17 protein-coding genes are annotated in these 18,368 nt (G+C 60.9%); 7 read left to right on the forward strand and 10 right to left on the reverse strand.

Features of this window, described 5'->3' with window-relative positions:
• Positions 1 to 17: 17 nt before the first annotated feature.
• The 4 genes from ACTJLA_RS04980 to ACTJLA_RS04995 form a co-directional block, all read right to left on the reverse strand.
• A complete protein-coding gene (locus tag ACTJLA_RS04980; protein WP_314545457.1) occupies positions 18 to 1,463 on the reverse strand; it encodes a SulP family inorganic anion transporter in 1,446 nt (481 codons plus the stop codon).
• Positions 1,464 to 1,660: 197 nt separating this feature from the next.
• Positions 1,661 to 2,554 carry an NAD-dependent epimerase/dehydratase family protein gene (locus ACTJLA_RS04985; RefSeq protein ID WP_054921526.1) on the reverse strand — a complete coding sequence of 298 codons (894 nt, stop codon included), beginning with the start codon at positions 2,552 to 2,554 and terminating at the stop codon, positions 1,661 to 1,663.
• A 103-nt stretch (positions 2,555 to 2,657) separates the two neighbouring features.
• Entirely contained in the window at positions 2,658 to 3,554 is an 897-nt protein-coding gene (locus ACTJLA_RS04990; protein ID WP_127881036.1) for a LysR family transcriptional regulator, read from the reverse strand.
• Between the two features lie 42 nt (positions 3,555 to 3,596).
• The gene (locus tag ACTJLA_RS04995) at positions 3,597 to 4,361 is read right to left on the reverse strand and encodes a sulfite exporter TauE/SafE family protein (RefSeq protein WP_314545464.1); all 765 of its coding nucleotides are present in this window, start codon (positions 4,359 to 4,361) and stop codon (positions 3,597 to 3,599) included.
• A 185-nt stretch (positions 4,362 to 4,546) separates the two neighbouring features.
• Between ACTJLA_RS04995 and ACTJLA_RS05000 the strand changes: the two genes are divergently transcribed.
• Entirely contained in the window at positions 4,547 to 5,476 is a 930-nt protein-coding gene (locus tag ACTJLA_RS05000) for a LysR substrate-binding domain-containing protein (protein WP_440840740.1), read from the forward strand.
• Here the strand turns inward: ACTJLA_RS05000 and ACTJLA_RS05005 are convergent.
• Together ACTJLA_RS05005 and kynU are read right to left on the reverse strand one after the other, a co-directional pair.
• Positions 5,473 to 6,900, reverse strand: coding sequence for an amino acid permease (locus tag ACTJLA_RS05005; RefSeq protein ID WP_034128766.1), 1,428 nt, complete (start codon positions 6,898 to 6,900; stop codon positions 5,473 to 5,475). The two genes, ACTJLA_RS05000 and ACTJLA_RS05005, sit on opposite strands and share 4 nt — an antisense overlap.
• Before the next feature lie 121 nt (positions 6,901 to 7,021).
• Entirely contained in the window at positions 7,022 to 8,272 is a 1,251-nt protein-coding gene (gene kynU, locus ACTJLA_RS05010) for a kynureninase (protein WP_054896989.1), read from the reverse strand.
• A 144-nt stretch (positions 8,273 to 8,416) separates the two neighbouring features.
• Here kynU and ACTJLA_RS05015 point away from each other — a divergent pair, with 144 nt between their 5' ends.
• Entirely contained in the window at positions 8,417 to 8,890 is a 474-nt protein-coding gene (locus ACTJLA_RS05015; RefSeq protein ID WP_003176072.1) for an Lrp/AsnC family transcriptional regulator, read from the forward strand.
• A 128-nt stretch (positions 8,891 to 9,018) separates the two neighbouring features.
• Here the strand turns inward: ACTJLA_RS05015 and catA are convergent, their stop codons facing one another.
• The 3 genes from catA to ACTJLA_RS05030 are packed head-to-tail and all read right to left on the reverse strand — an operon-like array spanning position 9,019 to position 11,418.
• On the reverse strand, positions 9,019 to 9,948 hold the full coding sequence (gene catA / locus ACTJLA_RS05020) for a catechol 1,2-dioxygenase (RefSeq protein WP_034128778.1): 930 nt from the start codon (positions 9,946 to 9,948) through the stop codon (positions 9,019 to 9,021).
• A gap of 39 nt (positions 9,949 to 9,987) precedes the next feature.
• Positions 9,988 to 10,278, reverse strand: coding sequence for a muconolactone Delta-isomerase (catC, locus tag ACTJLA_RS05025; protein ID WP_054921514.1), 291 nt, complete (start codon positions 10,276 to 10,278; stop codon positions 9,988 to 9,990).
• A 12-nt stretch (positions 10,279 to 10,290) separates the two neighbouring features.
• Entirely contained in the window at positions 10,291 to 11,418 is a 1,128-nt protein-coding gene (locus ACTJLA_RS05030) for a muconate cycloisomerase family protein (RefSeq protein WP_054921521.1), read from the reverse strand.
• A gap of 114 nt (positions 11,419 to 11,532) precedes the next feature.
• Between ACTJLA_RS05030 and ACTJLA_RS05035 the strand changes: the two genes are divergently transcribed.
• On the forward strand, positions 11,533 to 12,408 hold the full coding sequence (locus tag ACTJLA_RS05035; protein WP_054896990.1) for a LysR family transcriptional regulator: 876 nt from the start codon (positions 11,533 to 11,535) through the stop codon (positions 12,406 to 12,408).
• A gap of 114 nt (positions 12,409 to 12,522) precedes the next feature.
• Here ACTJLA_RS05035 and ACTJLA_RS05040 read toward each other — a convergent pair whose 3' ends face one another.
• Positions 12,523 to 13,515, reverse strand: a complete 993-nt coding sequence (locus tag ACTJLA_RS05040) for an AraC family transcriptional regulator (RefSeq protein WP_060764185.1) — start codon at positions 13,513 to 13,515, stop codon at positions 12,523 to 12,525.
• A 311-nt stretch (positions 13,516 to 13,826) separates the two neighbouring features.
• Here ACTJLA_RS05040 and antA point away from each other — a divergent pair, with 311 nt between their 5' ends.
• The 4 genes from antA to ACTJLA_RS05060 all read left to right on the forward strand — a co-directional run bounded on the left by antA (position 13,827) and on the right by ACTJLA_RS05060 (position 18,326).
• Positions 13,827 to 15,218 (forward strand): anthranilate 1,2-dioxygenase large subunit, encoded by a 1,392-nt coding sequence (gene antA, locus ACTJLA_RS05045; RefSeq protein WP_314545481.1) that lies wholly within the window; start codon positions 13,827 to 13,829, stop codon positions 15,216 to 15,218.
• Positions 15,218 to 15,709 carry an anthranilate 1,2-dioxygenase small subunit gene (antB, locus tag ACTJLA_RS05050; RefSeq protein ID WP_034128781.1) on the forward strand — a complete coding sequence of 164 codons (492 nt, stop codon included), beginning with the start codon at positions 15,218 to 15,220 and terminating at the stop codon, positions 15,707 to 15,709. Before antA ends, antB begins: the two co-directional genes overlap by 1 nt.
• A gap of 137 nt (positions 15,710 to 15,846) precedes the next feature.
• Positions 15,847 to 16,854, forward strand: a complete 1,008-nt coding sequence (antC, locus tag ACTJLA_RS05055; RefSeq protein ID WP_057975035.1) for an anthranilate 1,2-dioxygenase electron transfer component AntC — start codon at positions 15,847 to 15,849, stop codon at positions 16,852 to 16,854.
• A 71-nt stretch (positions 16,855 to 16,925) separates the two neighbouring features.
• Positions 16,926 to 18,326, forward strand: coding sequence for an amino acid permease (locus ACTJLA_RS05060; protein ID WP_034128783.1), 1,401 nt, complete (start codon positions 16,926 to 16,928; stop codon positions 18,324 to 18,326).
• The last annotated feature ends 42 nt before the right edge of the window (positions 18,327 to 18,368 follow it).

Consider the following 18,368-nt stretch of genomic DNA (forward strand, 5'->3'; position numbering starts at 1 on the left):
TCGCCACAGGGGCTCAATCAGTCGTGATGAACCTTGGCGCGCTTGAGCAGTTTTTTGCAGCGCTCGGATAAATGCAGCACCCGCAGGTGCTTGCCAGCCTTGGTGTAGCGCTCGCGCAGGGTCATCAGGGCGGCAATCGCCGAATAGTCGACAAAGCTCAGGTGACGGCAATCCAGTGTGACCTGGGCCGGGTCGTTGGCCGGGTCGAACTGATTCAAAAACGGCGTGGTCGAGGCGAAGAACAACGTGCCATGCAGCCGATAGAGCTTGCTGCCATCGGCCTCCAGGTGTTCATCGGCGTACAGTTCCCGCGCCTGCTGCCAGGCGAAGTTCAGCGCGGCGATGACGATACCGCACAGTACGGCGGTGGCCAGATCGGTGAACACCGTAATGATCGTCACCGCCATGATCACCAGCACATCATTGAGCGGCACCTTGTTGATCACCCGCAACGACGCCCAGGCGAAGGTCTGTTGCGACACCACGAACATCACGCCCACCAACGCCGCCAGCGGGATCCGCTCGATCAGTGGCGACAGAAACAGAATGAACAATAGAATCATCACCCCGGCAAACACCCCGGAGAAGCGCCCACGCCCGCCGGAGCTGAGGTTGATCACGGTTTGCCCGATCATCGCGCACCCCCCCATGCCGCCAAACAGGCCCGAGACCATATTCGCCGCGCCCAGGGCCACGCTTTCGCGGTCAGGATAACCACGGGTCTCGGTGATTTCGTCGGTGAGGTTGAGGGTCAGCAAGGTTTCCAACAGGCCAACCATCGCCATCAAAAACGCGTAGGGCGCAATGATACCGAGGGTTTCCAGGGTCCAGGGGATCTGCGGCAGGGCGAAAGTCGGCAAGCCACCGGCGATGTGCGCCATATCGCCCAAGGTGCGGGTCGGCAGGCCAAGCAGGTACACCGCCAGGCCCACACCGAGAATCGCCACCAGCGCGGGCGGTACAGCACGGGTCAGACGAGGCAACAGATACACAATGGCCATGGTTGCCGCCACCAACCCGGCCATCACGTACAACGGCCTGCCGCTGAGCCAGGTTTCACCGCTCTTGAAATGCTCCAGTTGCGCCAGCGCAATGATGATCGCCAGGCCGTTGACGAAGCCGAGCATCACCGAATGCGGCACCATGCGCACCAGCTTGCCCAGGCGCAGCAGGCCGAAAGCGACCATGATCAACCCGCCCAGCAGTACCGTCGCCAGCAAATACTCCACGCCGTGTTGCACCACCAGCGCGACGATCACCACCGCCATCGAACCGGCGGCGCCCGAGACCATGCCCGGGCGGCCGCCGAACAACGCGGTGAGGGTGCAAATGATGAAAGCACCGTAGAGGCCCATCAGCGGGTTGAGATGAGCCACCAGCGCAAAGGCGATGCATTCGGGCAGCAAGGCGAAAGACGTGGTGAGGCCGGCCAAGGCGTCGGCGCGCAGACGGGTGAGGTTCATGGAGTACCAGGGAATTGCGGGGAATTAGGCGGGGGATGGTACGGAATTGCGGCGGGTGGGGCTAGTGAAGTGTCAGGTCTGATGTACCGAGCCGCCCCTTTCGCAGGCAAGCCAGCTCCCACATTTGGANTTGTGAATACATTCAAGTGTGGGAGCTGGCTTGCCTGCGATGACCGCACTGCGGTGCTAAGCAAACATCACACCATCTCGTTGCGAATCCACTCCACCACCGAGGTGCGCTTTGGCGTCCACCCCAACAGTTCACGGGCGTGTTTGCCGCGCACTCGGCTATTGGAGCCCAAGCCATAGTTGGCCATTTCATAGCCCCACTCGGCCTCAGCCTCGGCCAATGGCCAATCCTGTGGTTTGCCCAGGTTCAGCGCTTGGGCAATCGCCGTGGTCATGTCGATGAATGCTGCTTCGCTGCTTTCCACAAAGTAGAACGTACCCGGGACGTTTTTGGTCAGCGCCAGCAGATACAGGGCGACCACATCTTCAATATGCACGTTGGACCAGATGTTCTGCCCGCTGCCCACATGGCGCACTACCCCACTTTTGCGCGCCTGCTTGAGCAAGCGCGGCAATTGCACGCTGTCACGCTTCACGCCCAGGCTGTGGCCGTAGATCAGGGTGTTGCAGATCACCGCCGAATTCACGCCGTCATTGGCCGCCGCGAGGATCAGGTTGTCGATCGCCACGCGGGCAGCCTTGTCGACGGTCGGCTCAGGCAGGTTGTCTTCAAAGTAGATGACTTCACTGGCTTTACCGCCCGACGCATCGCCGACGATGCTCGACCCGCTGGTATGCAGGAACGGCTTGTTCGAGCCTTTCAAGGCGGCCAGCAAAGTTTGCACGGCGCCTCGGTGGTCGCTGCTGGCGGCGTTGATCACCGCATCGGCAGTCTGCGCCTGCTCGGTCAATACGGCTGCGTCGTCGAGGGTGCCGATCACCGGCGTGATGCCCAGCGCGGTCAGTTCAGCGGCTTGTTCGGCGCTGCGCACCAGGCCGGTGACGTGATGGCCGGCGTTGACCAGGCCGGTGGCGATCGAACCGCCGATAAACCCTGCTGCACCGGTAACGAATACATTCATGGAGGTTGCTCCTGACTGGGTAAGTGATGCGCCCAGTATCCAGCCCCCACTACTGCCGAATAAGCCCGTGCGGCCCAATTCACTCTTGCGCCCAGGTCACGAATCAGCGCGCATACCGCGCCAGCTTGGCCTGAATAAAGTCCAGGAAGCACTGGATGCGTAGTGCCAATTGCGAGTTGCGATAGAACACCGCGTGGATCGGCTGGCGATAACCGCTGTTGAACGCCTCCAACATGGGCACCAGGCGGCCGGCGTCGATGTCAGCGACGGTCATGAAATTCGAAAGGCAACAAATGCCCTGCCCCTGCAGCGCTAATTGGCGCACGGTTTCGCCACTGGAGGCGCTGACGCCGGGCTGGATCAGCCAGCGGTCACCTTCGCCGTGACGCAGCGGCCAGTGATTGAGGGTCTCGGTGTGGGTGAAGCCCAGCAAGGTGTGATCAGCCAACTCGGCAACGGTCGTCGGCGTGCCGTATTGCTTGAGGTAGCCGGGGCTGGCAAGGACATGCAGCGGCGTGCTGCCCAGGAAACGCGCATGCAGGGTCGAGTCGGCAAGAGCGCCGATGCGAATGGCGATGTCGGTGCTTTGCTCCAGCAGGTCGATGATCAAATCATCGCTGTTGAGCTCCAACTGGATATCCGGGTAGAGGCTGCGAAATTCGGCGATGTACGGCACGACCCCATGCAACATGAACGGCACGGCGGCATTGATACGCAGGCGGCCGGCCGGGTTTTTCTGGCGCGATGACAGGCGCTCTTCCAGCTCATCCATCTGCGCCAGGATCAGCTTGGCCTGCTCGAAGAAGTACTTGCCCTCCTCGGTCAGGTCCATGCGCCGCGTGGTGCGGTTGATCAAGGTGGTGTCGAGCTTGGCTTCCAGGCGCGACAAGGTGCGGCTGACTGCCGATGGCGTTTGCCCGACCTTTTCGGCGGCGGCCGAAATCGAGCCGCATTCAATCACGCTGACGAAGATCTGTAGCTCATCGGAACGGGCTTTCACGGGCGGTCCTTGATTTGTCGGCTGACACAGGCACGGCCATTATTAACCAGCCAGCAACAAATGGCCTCCCAGCAACGCCATGCCGGTGAAAAATCCACGTTTGAACCACAGCGCACTGATGCGTCGGCGCACCACCTGACCCAGCCACATCCCCAGCAATGCCGGCACCAACGCCAGCAATGACGTGCCCATTTCACCGCCGCCCAGTGCCCCGCGCCAGGCCAGCCCGGCGGCAAGTGCCAACGTCGACACGGTGAACGACAGCCCCAGCGCCTGCACCAACTGATCACGGCTCAAGCCCAGCGCTTGCAGGTACGGCACCGCCGGGATCACGAAGACACCGGTGGCCGAGGTAATGATGCCGGTGATCACCCCGCACAAGGGGCCCAGCCAGCGCTCGGTTCGAGGCGCAACCTTGAAGGTTGGCAGGAATAACCCGCTCAGCGCATACACCAGTAAAGCCGCGCCCAGGGCACGCACCACCCAAGGTCCGCTACCCATGCCCAGCCACAAGGTGCCCAGCCCGGTGCCGAGGAAGATCAGCAACAGCATCGGCCACAGGCGTTTGAGCAAGGCACCCAAGTGCCCGCCAAAGGACAGTTGCCAGAGGTTGGTCACCGTCGAAGGAATGATCAGCAATACCGCAGCCTGCGCCGGCAGCATAGCCAGGCCAAGCATGCCCATGGCTACAGTGGGCAAGCCCAGGCCGATGACGCCCTTCACCGTACCGGCCAGCAGGAAGGTGGTGATGACCAGCGCTGTGAGGGCGGGGCCGAGGTTTTGGTAGAACGCGAGGAAGGTATTCATGCACCGATTGTGCAGGGCTGGAGAGTGGCTGAAAATTCGCCATATACTGAGCCAGCCTCTTGTTTTGTGTGAGGCTGATGACGCTATCGCAGGCAAGCCAGCTCCCACATTTGGAATTGTGAATACATTCAAGTGTGGGAGCTGACTTGCCTGCGATGAGGCCCTTCCAGTCACTGGAAAACTTAATGCACTTTGACCTCATCGACCTGCGCCTCTACCTGCACATCCTGGACTCCGGCAATATCACCGCCGGCGCGGCCCGCAGCCACCTGTCCCTGGCTGCCGCCAGCGCACGCATCCGAGCCATGGAGTCTTCACTGGGCATCGCGTTTCTCGAGCGCGGCCGCCGTGGCGTAACCCCAACACCCGCGGGCAAAGCCCTGGCGCGGCATGCTCGCCTGCTGTTGCAGCAGGCCGACCATCTGCAGCAAGACCTGGCCGAATACGCCAATGGCGTCAAAGGCCAGGTACGCCTGCTGTGCAATACCACCGCTCTAAGCGAGTACCTGCCTGAACTGCTCGCTCAGTTTTTGCGCGAGCACCCCAACCTCGATATCGACCTGCAAGAATTGCCCAGCCTGCGCATCACCCACGCCTTGCGCCAGGGCACCGCCGAGCTGGGGATTATTTCCGATGCGGTAGACACCCACGGCTTGCAGACCCTGGCGTTTCGCGACGACCCGCTGGTGCTGATCATGCCCCTGGACCACCCGTTGACCAGCGCGAGTTTTATCGAGAGCTTGCAATACGACTACGTGGGCCTGGCGGCCAACAGCGCGTTGGCGGTTTACCTGGAAGAACAGGCACTGCACGCGGGCTTTCGCTTGCAGACGCGCATTCGCGCCGACGGTTTTGATGGGGTGATTCGCATGGTCGCCGGCGGCGCGGGCCTGGGCATCGTGCCTCAGGCCGCCTTGGACCGTTGGCCACCTGCACGGCGCTTCAAAGCCCACCCCCTGCAAGAAGAATGGGCCTGCCGCAAACTGTTGTTATGCGCACGCTCGTTCGAGCAACTGCCCGGTTACGTCAGCACATTACTCGCTGCGCTCACCGCCCCCCCTTGTAGGAGCGAGCTCGCGAAGATCGCCAACGATAACGCGAGCTATCAGGTTTAACGCGGCGCTCTCGGGTTCTTCGCGAGCAAGCTCGCTCCTACAGATGATGCGCGTTTGTGGAAGAAGGTGTAGTAAACCGCCGACAAGATCAGCAGGAACGGCACGCCAAACACCAACGTCATCTTGAAGGCGTCGGTGAAATAGGTGGTGATCATCACCGCCCCCATCAGCACCAACCCCAGCAACGTGCTGTAGGGAAACAGGCGCAACTGGAACGACAACTTCGCCCCGCCATGACGCTTGCGATAGCGGCGGAAAAACAGGTGAGTGAGGAAGATCATGAACCAGGTGAAGATTGCGCCAAACATCGAGATCGCCATCATCAGGGTGAACGAGCTTTCCGGGTACACCACGTTGAGCAACGTCGCCAGGGCAATGCCCGAACTGGACAGCAGCAATGCGTTGAGCGGGATGCCGTTCTTGCTCAGCGCGCCCATGGACTTGGGCGCAAAACCAGCGCGCGACAGGCTGAACATCATGCGCGTGGTGATGTAGAGCTGACTGTTCATGGCCGACAGCGCCGCGATCAGGATCACGAAATTCATCACCCCGGTGGCACCGGGAATGCCGATGGTCTGCATCACTGTGACAAACGGGCTCTGGGCCTGGCCGGCCTGGTTCCACGGCACGATGGCGAGCATCAGCGCCAGGGTCAGCAGATAGAACACCACCAGCCGCACGATGGTAGCGCGGAAGGCTTTCTTCACTGCCTGCTCCGGGTCGGCGGCTTCACCGGCGGCCACGGCGATCATCTCGACACTGAGGTAGCTGAAGATCGACACGATCACCGCGATCCACATGCCACTCAAGCCATGGGGGAAAAAGCCGTCGTGGGCCGTGTAGTTCTGCACCCCGTAGTCAGGGTTACCGGAGCCGAACACCACATACACCGCCAGGATGATGAAACCGACAATGGCGCTGATCTTGATCGTCGAGAACCAGTATTCGAAGTTGCCGAAGGTCTTCACGCTGATCGCATTGAGCAGGATCAGCACACTGGAAAACGACACGATCCACACCCACTCCGGCACGTTGGCGAACCAGTACTTCATGTACATCGCCACCGCCGTGACCTCGGCCCCCACCGCCAGCACAATCGCCGCCCAGTAGGCATAGCGCACCAGGAACCCGGCCAACGGGCTGATGTAGAACTCGGCGTAAGCGCCAAAGGAGCCGGAGGTGGAATGGGCCACCGTCATCTCCGCCAGGCAGCCCATCAGCAGCAAGGTAATCAACGCGCCGATGGCGTAGCTCACCAGCACGCTCGGCCCGGCATAACCGATGGCGTAGGCGCTGCCCATGAACAGCCCGGTGCCGATGGCGCCACCGATGGCGATCATGCTCATCTGGCCGGAAGTGAGCTGGCGCCTCAGGCCCAGTTCACGGTGGGTAATTTCTGCAAAGCCGTTGTCTGGCGTGGTCACTGGTGTGCCCCTTTATTATTGTGATAGTGGCTGACGCTGAACCTGTGGGAGCTGGCTTGCCNAGTGAATGCACCGACGCTATCGCAGGCAAGCCAGCTCCCACATTTGATCTGTGTTGCCCTTAAGTAACGCTGTTGCGCACTTTGAATTGCGCTTGGTCCCACGTAGCGTTATCGAGAATTTCACCGAGAATTTCCACGGCGTCCCACACTTCGGTAAAGCTGGTGTACAACGGCGTGAAACCAAAACGCATGATCCGCGGCTCACGGTAATCGCCGATCACGTCTCGGGCGATCAAGGCCTGGATCACCGCGTAACCTTCGGGGTGTTCAAAGCTGACGTGGCTGCCGCGCCGGGTGTGTTCACGCGGGGTGATCAGCTCCAGGCCGTGGGCGGCGCAACGACTTTCGACCAACGCAATGAACAGGTCAGTCAAGGCCAGGGACTTAGTCCGCAGGCGCACCATGTCGGTCTGGGCAAAAATCTCCAGGCCACATTCCACCATGGCCAACGAGGTAATCGGCTGCGTACCACAGAGGTAGCGGGCAATGCCGGCGCTGGGGGCGTAGGTGGACTCCATGGCGAACTGCCGGGTATGCCCGAACCAACCCGATAACGGCTGGCGCACCACATCCACCAACGCCGGGTTGACCCACACAAACGCCTGGGAGCCCGGTCCGCCGTTGAGGTATTTGTAGGTGCAGCCAATCGCATAATCCGCATTGGCCTGATGCAGGTCCACAGGCACCGCGCCCGCTGAGTGCGCCAGGTCCCAGATGCTCAGCGCGCCGCACTCGTGGCTCAGCGCGGTCAGGGCCGCCATGTCGTACATATAGCCGGTCTTGTAGTTGACGTGGGTGAGCATCACCACCGCCACGTCCGCATCGATAGCCTGGGGAAGTTCCGCCGGGCTGTTCACCAGGCGCAAGGAATAGCCTTGTTGCAGCAATTCGGCCAAGCCTTCGGCGATGTACAAGTCGGTGGGAAAGTTGCTCGCTTCGCTGACGATGACCTTGCGCGCAGGTGTACGTTGGCGCTGCACACTCAAGGCGGCGCTGAGCACTTTGAACAGGTTGATCGAGGTGGTATCGGTGATCACCACCTCGCCCTCACGCGCACCAATCAATGGCGCCAGGCGATTGCCCAGGCGCTGGGACAAATCCGCCCAGCCGGCGCTGTTCCAGCTACGAATCAAGCCATTGCCCCACTCCTCGGCGATCACCTGTTGTGCCCGCTCCAGCGCCGCCACCGGGCGAGCGCCGAGGGAGTTGCCATCGAGGTAGATCACGCCTTCGGGCAAGGCGAATTGGGCACGCAGGTGGGCCAACGGGTCCTGGGCGTCGAGGGCTTGGCAATGGCTTCGAGTGGTCATGGGTCGTCCTGGTTTTTATAAGTGAGGATGGACCAAATAATGAACGAACTTTTAGAGAATTTTCGTGCAAAGTGGTGGGCAAACGTCTATTTAAGCTGTAGAAAATTCGAATTTAACCTCCAAACACGCGGATATCTTCCAAGCATGATTCTCGACGCTACCGACCTGCGCCTCCTGCATTTCCTGCAACAGGATGGCCGCATCAGCAACCAGGAATTGGCGGAAAAAGTCGCGCTGTCGCCGTCTGCATGCCTGCGCCGTTTGCGCCTGCTGGAGAGCGAGGGAATCATCAGCGGTTACCGCGCGGTATTGAACGCCGAACAGCTGGGAATCGAGCTGGAAGCCATCGTGCACCTGTCGCTGCGCCAGGATGTGGAGGACTGGCATGAGACGTTCATCAAGAAGGTGCAAGGCTGGCCAGAGGTGGCGAGCGCCTATGTGATCACTGGCGCCAGCAACTATGTGCTGCGGGTGCAGGCGCGCAACCTCAAGCACTTTTCGGACTTTATCGTGAACCACCTGAACCGCACGGCGGGGGTGATGGATATCCGCTCGGAGATTGTGCTGCAGAAAATCAAAGACCGGGATGAGGTGTTGGACCTGGTCGTGCGCAAATAACTAGATCACCAAAAAACCAATGTGGAAGCTGGCTTGCTGTGGCGAGGGAGCTTGCTCCCGCTGGGGTGCGCAGCGCCCCCAAAAGCCGGCTNCAAGCTCCCTCGCCACAGCAAGCCAGCTCCCACAGATCAGTCTTCGAGGGCGCGGACTCGTTGCATGCGCTGCTGCTCTATTGGCGCATCCGCCACCTGCAACTCAAAGTCAAAATCAATCTGCGCAAACCGCCCTTGCACGCCAAATTCGCGCGCCAGTTGCGGATCGTCGCTGAAGCGAATCTCGGCAATCAGTTCATCCCGGGTGGCATAGGCAAAGTCATCATGCAGGTACGGGTCATCCGACAGGTTGATCTGCGTGGTCAGGTGCCGGTGCCCCGGCGCCGAGATGAAGAAGTGGATATGCGCCGGCCGTTGCCCGTGGCGCCCCAGTTGGTCGAGCAACTGTTGCGTCGGCCCACTCGGTGGGCAGCCGTAGCCTGAAGGCACGATGCTGCGAAAACGGTAGTTGCCCTGGGCGTCGGTCTCGATGCGCCGACGCAGGTTGAATTCCGATTGCGCCGGGTCGAACCACGAATAGGTCCCGCCCGTGTTGGCCTGCCACACATCGACAATCGCCCCTGCCAACGGCTTGCCCTCGGTGTCGCGTACTTGCCCGCGCATGAACAACGGCACCGCGTCGTCCTTGCCGTCATCCAGCCGTGCCTCGTACTTGGACAACGGCGCACCGGCCACGTACAACGGGCCTTCGATGGTGCGCGGGGTGCCGCCCGACTTGCCGGCCTCCTCGTCGGCGGCGTCCATCAACAGGTCCAGGTAATGCTCCAGGCCCAAACCGGCGGCGAGCAGGCCGGCCTCTTGATTTTTGCCCAGTTCATTGAGGTAGTTGACCGCCTTCCAGAATTCTTCCGGGGTCACTTCCAAGTCTTCGATGATGTTCACGGTGTCGCGCAGGATTCGGTAAATCAGCGCCTTGGTGCGCGGGTTGCCCGCGTCATTGAGGTTACCGCTGGCTTCTTCGAGAAACTGTTGGGCGTGGGCAGTCTGGGACAGGCGGATGGACATGGTGCATTCCTCATCTTGTAGTTATAGGTGGAAGCCGGCTCAGCGGTCGTCCGCATGGATCGACGACGGATGGCGGCACAGCGCGTTCACTTCGATGGCCATGTAGGGGAACAACGGCAGTTGCATCAGCAGGTCGTGCAGCTCCTGCACGCTGTCGACATCGAACACGCTGTAGTTGGCGTAATGCCCGGCGATGCGCCACAGGTGGCGCCATTTGCCCTCCTCTTGCAGGCGCTGAGCCAAGGCTTTCTCCTCGGCCTTGAGGCTGGCGGCACGCTCGGGGTGCATATCGAGGGGAAGGTTCACGGTCATTTTTACGTGGAACAACATGGCAGAGGCCTCTTAGTGTTTGTCACGGCGAAAGAACGCCAGGCGCTCTTCATCGAGCGCCAGGCCCAGGCCCGGCGCGCTGGAAACGTGCAGCTGGAAATCGCGGTACACCGGTGGCTCGGTGAGGATGTCTTCGGTGAGCAACAGCGGGCCGAACAATTCGGTGCCCCACGCCAGGGTGTTCAGCGTGAGAAAGGCATGGGCCGAAGCCAGGGTGCCAATGCCGCCTTCGAGCATGGTGCCGCCGTACAGGCCGATGCCAGCCGCTTCGGCAATCGCCGCCGTGCGCAATACGGCACGCGGGCCGCCGTTCTTGGCGATCTTGAGGGCGAACACTGTGGCCGAGCCTTCACGGGCCAGGTTGAATGCATCCTCGACACACTCGATGGACTCATCGGCCATGATCGGCACCGGGCTCGACAGGTTGAGCCGAGTCATACCACCACGGTTGTTGCGCGAGATCGGTTGTTCGATCAGGTCGATACCGTTGTCGCCGAGCACCTTGCACGCCCGCAGGGCCACGGCTTCATCCCAGGCCTGGTTGACGTCGACGCGCACACTGGCGCGCTCGCCCAGGGCTTTTTTGATCGCGATCACATGGGCCAGATCGCGGTTGACTTCACCGGCGCCGATCTTCAATTTGAAGATGCGATGACGGCGCAGGTCGAGCATTTTTTCGGCCTCGCTGATGTCCTGTTCGGTATTACCGCTGGCCAGGGTCCAGGCCACCGGCAACGCATCACGCACACGCCCGCCCAGCAGCTCGCTGACCGGGAGCCCGAGGCGTTTGCCGAGGGCGTCGAGCAAGGCGCTTTCGATACCGGACTTGGCAAAGGTGTTGCCGCGAATACTGCGCTCCAGGCGCAACATCGCCGCGTTGACGTTACTCGCGTCCTGGCCGATCAACAGCGGCGCGAAGTGACAGTCGATGTTGACCTTGATGCTGTCGGGGCTCTCGTTGCCGTAGCTCAGGCCGCCGATGGTGGTGGCTTCACCGATGCCTTCGATGCCGTCGGTGCAACGCAGGCGAATGATGACAAGGGTCTGGTTTTGCATCGTGTGCATCGCCAGCTTGTGCGGGCGAAGGGTGGGCAGGTCGACGATGACAGTTTCAATCGACTCGATGGTGCAAATCGGCATGGCAATACCCATTGGGTTCTTTATAAATTTACGTCGATTCTGTTCCGCATTTTTTTGGGCTTCCAATATAGAATTGGTCTCGTGCGATACCCTCAAGGTATGAAAGGAGTCGATATGGAACTGCGTCACTTGCGCTATTTCCAGGTGCTGGGCGAGACCCTCAACTTCACCCGAGCTGCCGAACGCTTGCATATCGCCCAGCCGCCTTTGAGCCGGCAGATCCAGCAACTGGAGGACGAACTGGGGGTGGTGCTGCTGGAGCGCAGCCGGCCCTTGCGGCTGACAGAGGCCGGACGGTTTTTCTATGAGCATGCCAATATGCTGCTCGAACAACTGGGCAAGGTCTGCGACACCACCCGGCGCATCGGCCAAGGCGAGAAAACCTGGCTGGGCATCGGCTTTGCGCCGTCGACCTTGTATGGCGTGCTGCCGGAGCTGATTCGGCGCCTGCGCACTCACGAGGCCCTGGAGCTGGAGCTGGGTTTGTCGGAGATGACCACTTTGCAGCAGGTCGAAGCGCTCAAGGCTGGCCGCATTGACGTAGGCTTCGGGCGGATTCGCATCGACGATCCGGCCATCGTCCAGCGCGTACTGGTGGAGGACCGCCTGGTAGCAGTGCTGCCCAGTGGTCACCCGTTGCTGGGCGCCCCGGCCACCCTCGCCCAGTTGGCCGGCGAACCCTTTGTGCTCTACCCCGGCAACCCGCGCCCCAGTTATGCCGACCATGTGATCGCGCTGTTCGACGCCCATGGCTTGAGCCTGAAGGTGGCGCAGTGGACCAACGAATTGCAGACCGCTATTGGCCTGGTGGGCGCAGGTATGGGGGTGACGTTGGTGCCGGCGTCGGTGCAGGTGCTGCATCGGGCGGATATTGGCTATACGCCGATTGTGGAGGCCACTGCGACTTCGCCGATCATTCTGAGCCGGCGGGTGAATGACCAGTCGCCGGGGCTGACTCATTGCCTGCAACTGGTTGAAGAGTTGATCTGAGATTTTCCCAAACACCGCAATTCCCTTGTAGGAGCGAGCTTGCTCGCGAAAAANCGCGTTATCGTTAACGTTTTTCGCGAGCAAGCTCGCTCCTACATTTGATCTTCATTGGTTTCAAAGGCTGCGCAGGCGCTTGCGTTGCAATGTCTGGCTGGGCGACTCATCGAACAGCTTGCGGTATTCCGCCGAAAACCGCCCCAGGTGCGTAAACCCCCAGCCCAGGGCGATTTCAGAAATAGTGCGCATTGAGCCCTGCTCCAGAATCTCCTGGCGCACCGCCCCCAACCGATGCTTCTTCAGATACGCCATGGGCGACAGTGCGAAGTACTTGCGAAATGCATCGAACAGTTTGAACCGCGACACGCCCGCTGCCGCTTCCAGGTCTTCCAGGTGCAGCACTTCACGGGCGTTGTCGTGGATGAATTGCCGCGCACGGATCAAGTAGTGCGGCAGTTTCACCCCCAGAACCTCGCGCAGTTCTTCAGAGTAGTTATTCGGTTGGGCCAGGATCAGCCCCTTGATCAGCGAGCTTTCCAGGTCACGGGTAAACGCCGCCTGCTCGTACAACTCGCTGCTGCATTCCAGTTCGGCGATGAAGTATCGCGCCATGCGCCACCACGAGGCCGGGGCGCCGTCCACAGCATCCATCACCGATTCAAAGCGCAGCGGCGCATCAATGGGCCGTTGCAGCAAACCTTCCAGCGACTCGCTCATCGCCGCACGGGTGATCACCACCTGCAACTTGCGGCAGTCACCGGAAATCGCCAGCACCTGATGCTCATTGGGTGAAATGATCACGCCCTGGTCGCGGTTGGAACTGAGGCGCTCACCGTTCTTGCTCAGCTCCTGCTCGCCCACCAGCGGCAGGCTCAAGCTGTAGCTGCTGAAGTGCTCGGCGTCTTCGATGTCGATGGTCACATCGGTACCGTACTCGATCACGCCCAGGGTGGTGGCGCGGGATTTGAACACGTTGGCGCTGTGGTGAAAGCGCAGGCGTTCGGGGGTGGCCGTCGCCAGGCGATGGGGCCCGCAGATGCCGGACATCCAGCTGCGCGCGCCTTCCAGGTCGAAGCGTTGAATATGAATATCGCGTGTCTGGCTACTCATCAGGGTGCACCCACGGCGGTTAGGCATTTGCGCGCTCTGGCGGCGCGTCGTTGAACCTCGACAGCAAGTTCCAGGCCACGCCAGCAGCGTGGCCACTGGGTGGATAGTAAGGGCCGACTATGTGGATAAATCCCAGGGTTCTACGACCATCGCCCACCATCACAGTAGCGCATGCCGTCACCTGCGCGCACCGCCATGGGTATTTGTTGCCCAACTTTGCGGCCTGCGTTCCCCCATTAAGCGGATAGCCCGCTACCGCATTGCAGCCGCTTAATGGCTCACCGTTTAGCCATGATCAAAAGGTGCCTCCCATGAGTGGTGCAAGAACCGTCGAGCAGTGGAAAACCTTTATCGAAAGCTGCCTGGACTTTCGCCCGGCAGATGAAGTGTTCCGCATCGCCCGCGACATGTTCACCGAGCCCGAACTGTTCGACCTGGAGATGGAGCTGATCTTCGAAAAAAACTGGATCTACGCCTGCCACGAAAGCGAACTGGCCCATAACCACGACTTCGTGACGATGCGCGCCGGGCGCCAACCGATGATCATCACCCGTGACGGCGAAGGCCGGCTCAACGCGCTGATCAACGCCTGCCAGCATCGCGGCACTACCCTCACCCGCGTGGGCAAGGGCAACCAATCCACTTTCACCTGCCCGTTCCACGCCTGGTGCTACAAGAGCGATGGCCGACTGGTGAAGGTCAAGGCGCCAGGGGAATACCCGGAAGGTTTCGACAAGGCCACCCGCGGCCTGAAAAAAGCGCGCATCGACAGCTACAAGGGCTTTGTGTTTATCAGCCTGGACGTGAACGGCACCGACAGCCTGGAAGATTTCCTCGGCGACGCCAAAGTGTTCTTCGACATGATGGTGGCGCAATCGGCCACCGGAGAGTTGGAGGTGCTTGCGGGCAAGTCTGCCTACACCTACGACGGCAACTGGAAGCTGCAAAACGAAAACGGCCTGGACGGTTATCACGTCAGCACCGTGCACTACAACTACGTGGCCACCGTGCAGCATCGCCAGCAGGTCAACACCGAGAACGGCGCAGGTTCCAGCACGACGCTGGACTACAGCAAGCTCGGCGCCGGCGACGCGAATACCGATGACGGCTGGTTCGCCTTCAATAACGGCCACAGTGTGTTGTTCAGCGACATGCCCAACCCCAGCGTGCGCTCCGGCTACGCCACCATCATGCCGCGCCTGGTAGAAGAACACGGCCAGCAGAAGGCCGAGTGGATGATGCACCGCCTGCGCAACCTGAACATCTACCCCAGCCTGTTCTTTCTCGACCAGATCAGCTCGCAGCTGCGCATCATCCGCCCGGTGGCCTGGAACAAGACCGAAATCATCAGCCAGTGCCTGGGCGTGAAAGGTGAGTCCGACGCCGATCGCGAAAACCGGATCCGCCAGTTCGAGGACTTCTTCAACGTCTCGGGCATGGGCACGCCCGACGACCTGGTGGAATTTCGCGAAGCCCAGCGCGGTTTCCAGGGCCGCCTGGAGCGCTGGAGCGATATTTCTCGCGGCAGCCATCGCTGGGAGACCGGGCCGACGCCCAACAGCGAGGCCATCGGCATTCAACCAGCCATGACCGGCACTGAGTTCACCCACGAAGGCTTGTACGTCAACCAGCACCGCAATTGGCAACGGTTTCTGCTCAAGGGTTTGGACCAGCGGGCCCTGAGCCTGCGGGAGGTGAAGTGATGAATGCGCAATTGCAGTACCAGATCGAGCAGTTCTTCTACCGCAAGTCCGAACTGTGCGACGCCCAGGACTGGGACGCCTACGTGCAGTTGTTCGACCCGCAGAGCGAATTCCACCTGCCGCAATGGGATTCCGAACACGTCTACACCCAAGACCCCAAGCGCGAGATGTCGTTGATCTACTACGCCAACCGCTCGGGCCTGGAAGACCGCGTGTTCCGCCTGCGCACCGGCAAAGCCGCCTCCGCCACGCCGATGCCGCGCACCTTGCACCTGATCAACAACGTGCGCATTGCCGAGCAGGCCGACGGCACGTTGGAGGTGCGTTTGAACTGGCACACGCTGTTTTATCGGCTGGCTACTTCCGAGCAGTTCTATGGGCACGCAACCTATCGCCTCAAGCCCGAGGGCGACAGCTGGCTGATCACGCGCAAGCACGCCCTGCTGCTCAACGACACCATCAACTCGGTGCTGGATTTCTATCACCTTTAAAAACCAGCCCCCCCCTGTGGCGAGGGAGCTTGCTCCCGCTGGAGTGCGCAGCGCTNCGCTCCCAGTTTTTTGGGGCAGCTTCGCAGCCCAGCGGGAGCAAGCTCCCTCGCCACAGGGGCACGCTTGGAGTTTCATCAATGAATCACAAAGTGGCCTTCAGCTTTGCCGATGGCAAGACCCTGTTCTTCCCGGTGGGCGCCCATGAAATCCTGTTGGACGCGGCCCTGCGCAACGGCATCAAGATCCCGCTCGATTGCCGCGAAGGCGTGTGCGGAACCTGCCAGGGGCGTTGCGAATCCGGCGAGTACACCCAGGACTATGTCGACGACGAAGCCCTTTCCAGCCTCGACCTGCAACAGCGCAAGATGCTCAGTTGCCAGACCCGGGTGAAGTCCGACGCCACCTTCTATTTCGACTTCGATTCGAGCCTGTGCAACGCCCCCGGGCCCGTGCAGGTACGCGGCACGGTGAGCGCGGTGCAGCAGGTCTCGACCAGCACCGCCATCTTGCAGGTGCAACTGGACCAGCCACTGGATTTTTTGCCGGGCCAATATGCGCGCCTGTCGGTGCCCGGCACCGATAGCTGGCGCTCCTACTCCTTCGCCAACCGGCCGGGTAATCAGTTGCAGTTCCTGGTACGCCTGCTGCCCGATGGAGTCATGAGCAACTACCTGCGTGAACGCTGCCAGGTAGGTGATGAAATGTTGATGGAGGCGCCCTTGGGTGCGTTTTATCTGCGGCACGTCACCCAACCGTTGGTACTGGTGGCGGGCGGCACCGGGTTGTCGGCGTTGCTGGGTATGCTTGATGAGCTGGCCGTCAACGGCTGCACGCAACCTGTGCACCTGTACTACGGCGTGCGCGGCGCCGAAGATTTATGTGAAGCGGCGCGTATCCACGCCTACGCGGCAAAAATCCCGAACTTTCGCTACACCGAAGTGCTGAGCGACGCCTCAGCCGAGTGGACGGGCAAACGCGGCTACCTCACCGAGCATTTCGACCTGGCCGAACTGCGGGACAGATCGGCGGATATGTACGTGTGCGGCCCCCCTCCGATGGTCGAATCCATCCAGCAATGGCTGGCGGATCAGGCACTTGATGGCGTTCAGCTGTATTACGAAAAGTTTACGCAGAGTAATATCTGACCCTCAGCAGTTCTGAGGGGCCGATGCGGCGTGCAATCACCCTTGAGAAAAACAAGTAGAAGGGAATGTTAATGGCGGATGACATGGTTAACCCGGTGGGCCTCAAGCGAGGCCTGAAGAACCGGCACATTCAGCTGATCGCCTTGGGAGGTGCGATTGGTACAGGCTTGTTCCTCGGCTCGGCCGGGGTACTCAAGTCGGCGGGGCCGTCGATGATCCTGGGCTATGCGGTGGCCGGGTTTATCGCGTTCCTGATCATGCGCCAGCTCGGCGAGATGATCGTCGAAGAGCCGGTGGCCGGGTCCTTCAGCCACTTCGCACATAAATACTGGGGCGGTTACGCGGGCTTCCTGGCGGGCTGGAACTACTGGGTGCTCTACGTGCTGGTGGGCATGGCCGAGTTGACGGCGGTGGGCAAGTACATCCAGTTCTGGTGGCCAGAGATCCCGACCTGGGTCAGCGCGCTGGTGTTCTTCGTCGCGGTGAACCTGATCAACACCCTGAACGTGAAGTTCTTCGGTGAAGCCGAATTCTGGTTTGCGATCATCAAGGTGGTGGCGATTGTCGGCATGATCGTGCTCGGCTGCTACCTGCTGTTCAGCGGCACCGGCGGCCCCCAGGCCTCGGTCAGCAACCTGTGGAGCCACGGTGGTTTCTTCCCCAATGGCGGCATGGGGCTGTTGATGTCGATGGCCTTCATCATGTTCTCGTTCGGTGGCCTGGAACTGGTCGGCATCACCGCCGCCGAGGCCAGCGAACCACGCAAGGTGATCCCCAAGGCAATCAATCAGGTGGTGTACCGCATCCTGATTTTCTATGTCGGTGCGCTGACCGTGCTGTTGTCGCTGTACCCGTGGGATCAACTGCTGCAAACCCTCGGCGCGTCAGGCGATGCCTACAGCGGCAGCCCGTTTGTGCAGATCTTCTCGCTGATCGGCAACGACACCGCCGCCCACATCCTCAACTTCGTGGTGCTGACCGCGGCGTTGTCGGTGTACAACAGCGGCGTGTACTGCAACAGCCGCATGCTGTTCGGCCTGGCCGAGCAAGGTGACGCGCCCAAGGCGCTGATGAAGCTCAACAAGCAAGGCGTGCCGCTACGGGCGTTGGCGATTTCGGCGTTGGTGACGATGCTGTGCGTGGTGGTCAACTACGTCGCGCCGCACAGTGCGCTGGAGTTGCTGTTTGCCTTGGTGGTTGCTTCGCTGATGATCAACTGGGCGCTGATCAGCCTGACCCACATCAAGTTCCGCAAGGCCATGGGCGAGCAAGGCGTGACGCCGTCGTTCAAGACCTTCTGGTTCCCGTTCAGCAACTACCTGTGTCTGGCCTTCATGGTGATGATCATCGGGGTGATGCTGGCGATTCCGGGAATTCGTGAGTCGGTGTACGCGATGCCGGTGTGGGTGGGGATTATCTACGTTGCCTATCGGTTTCGGATCAGAAACGGGAAAGTAGCTGTGGCGCAGTAACACCTGTGGGAGCCGGGCTTGCCCGCGATGGCGGCGTGTCAG

Origin of the sequence: Pseudomonas sp. 22072, from assembly GCF_052046095.1 — a bacterium.
Taxonomy (GTDB): domain Bacteria; phylum Pseudomonadota; class Gammaproteobacteria; order Pseudomonadales; family Pseudomonadaceae; genus Aquipseudomonas; species Aquipseudomonas paracarnis.

Excerpts from the sequence above, each read along its gene's own strand:
- catC (WP_054921514.1), bottom strand. The coding sequence starts at position 10,278 with ATGTTGTTCCACGTAAAAATGACCGTGAACCTTCCCCTCGATATGCAC.
- ACTJLA_RS05000 (WP_440840740.1), top strand. The coding sequence starts at position 4,547 with ATGCACTTTGACCTCATCGACCTGCGCCTCTACCTGCACATCCTGGAC.
- antC (WP_057975035.1), top strand. The coding sequence starts at position 15,847 with ATGAATCACAAAGTGGCCTTCAGCTTTGCCGATGGCAAGACCCTGTTC.
- antA (WP_314545481.1), top strand. The coding sequence starts at position 13,827 with ATGAGTGGTGCAAGAACCGTCGAGCAGTGGAAAACCTTTATCGAAAGC.
- ACTJLA_RS05030 (WP_054921521.1), bottom strand. The coding sequence starts at position 11,418 with ATGCCGATTTGCACCATCGAGTCGATTGAAACTGTCATCGTCGACCTG.
- ACTJLA_RS05015 (WP_003176072.1), top strand. The coding sequence starts at position 8,417 with ATGATTCTCGACGCTACCGACCTGCGCCTCCTGCATTTCCTGCAACAG.
- antB (WP_034128781.1), top strand. The coding sequence starts at position 15,218 with ATGAATGCGCAATTGCAGTACCAGATCGAGCAGTTCTTCTACCGCAAG.
- ACTJLA_RS05035 (WP_054896990.1), top strand. The coding sequence starts at position 11,533 with ATGGAACTGCGTCACTTGCGCTATTTCCAGGTGCTGGGCGAGACCCTC.
- ACTJLA_RS05060 (WP_034128783.1), top strand. The coding sequence starts at position 16,926 with ATGGCGGATGACATGGTTAACCCGGTGGGCCTCAAGCGAGGCCTGAAG.
- catA (WP_034128778.1), bottom strand. The coding sequence starts at position 9,948 with ATGTCCATCCGCCTGTCCCAGACTGCCCACGCCCAACAGTTTCTCGAA.
- kynU (WP_054896989.1), bottom strand. The coding sequence starts at position 8,272 with ATGACCACTCGAAGCCATTGCCAAGCCCTCGACGCCCAGGACCCGTTG.
- ACTJLA_RS04980 (WP_314545457.1), bottom strand. The coding sequence starts at position 1,463 with ATGAACCTCACCCGTCTGCGCGCCGACGCCTTGGCCGGCCTCACCACG.
- ACTJLA_RS04985 (WP_054921526.1), bottom strand. The coding sequence starts at position 2,554 with ATGAATGTATTCGTTACCGGTGCAGCAGGGTTTATCGGCGGTTCGATC.
- ACTJLA_RS05040 (WP_060764185.1), bottom strand. The coding sequence starts at position 13,515 with ATGAGTAGCCAGACACGCGATATTCATATTCAACGCTTCGACCTGGAA.
- ACTJLA_RS04995 (WP_314545464.1), bottom strand. The coding sequence starts at position 4,361 with ATGAATACCTTCCTCGCGTTCTACCAAAACCTCGGCCCCGCCCTCACA.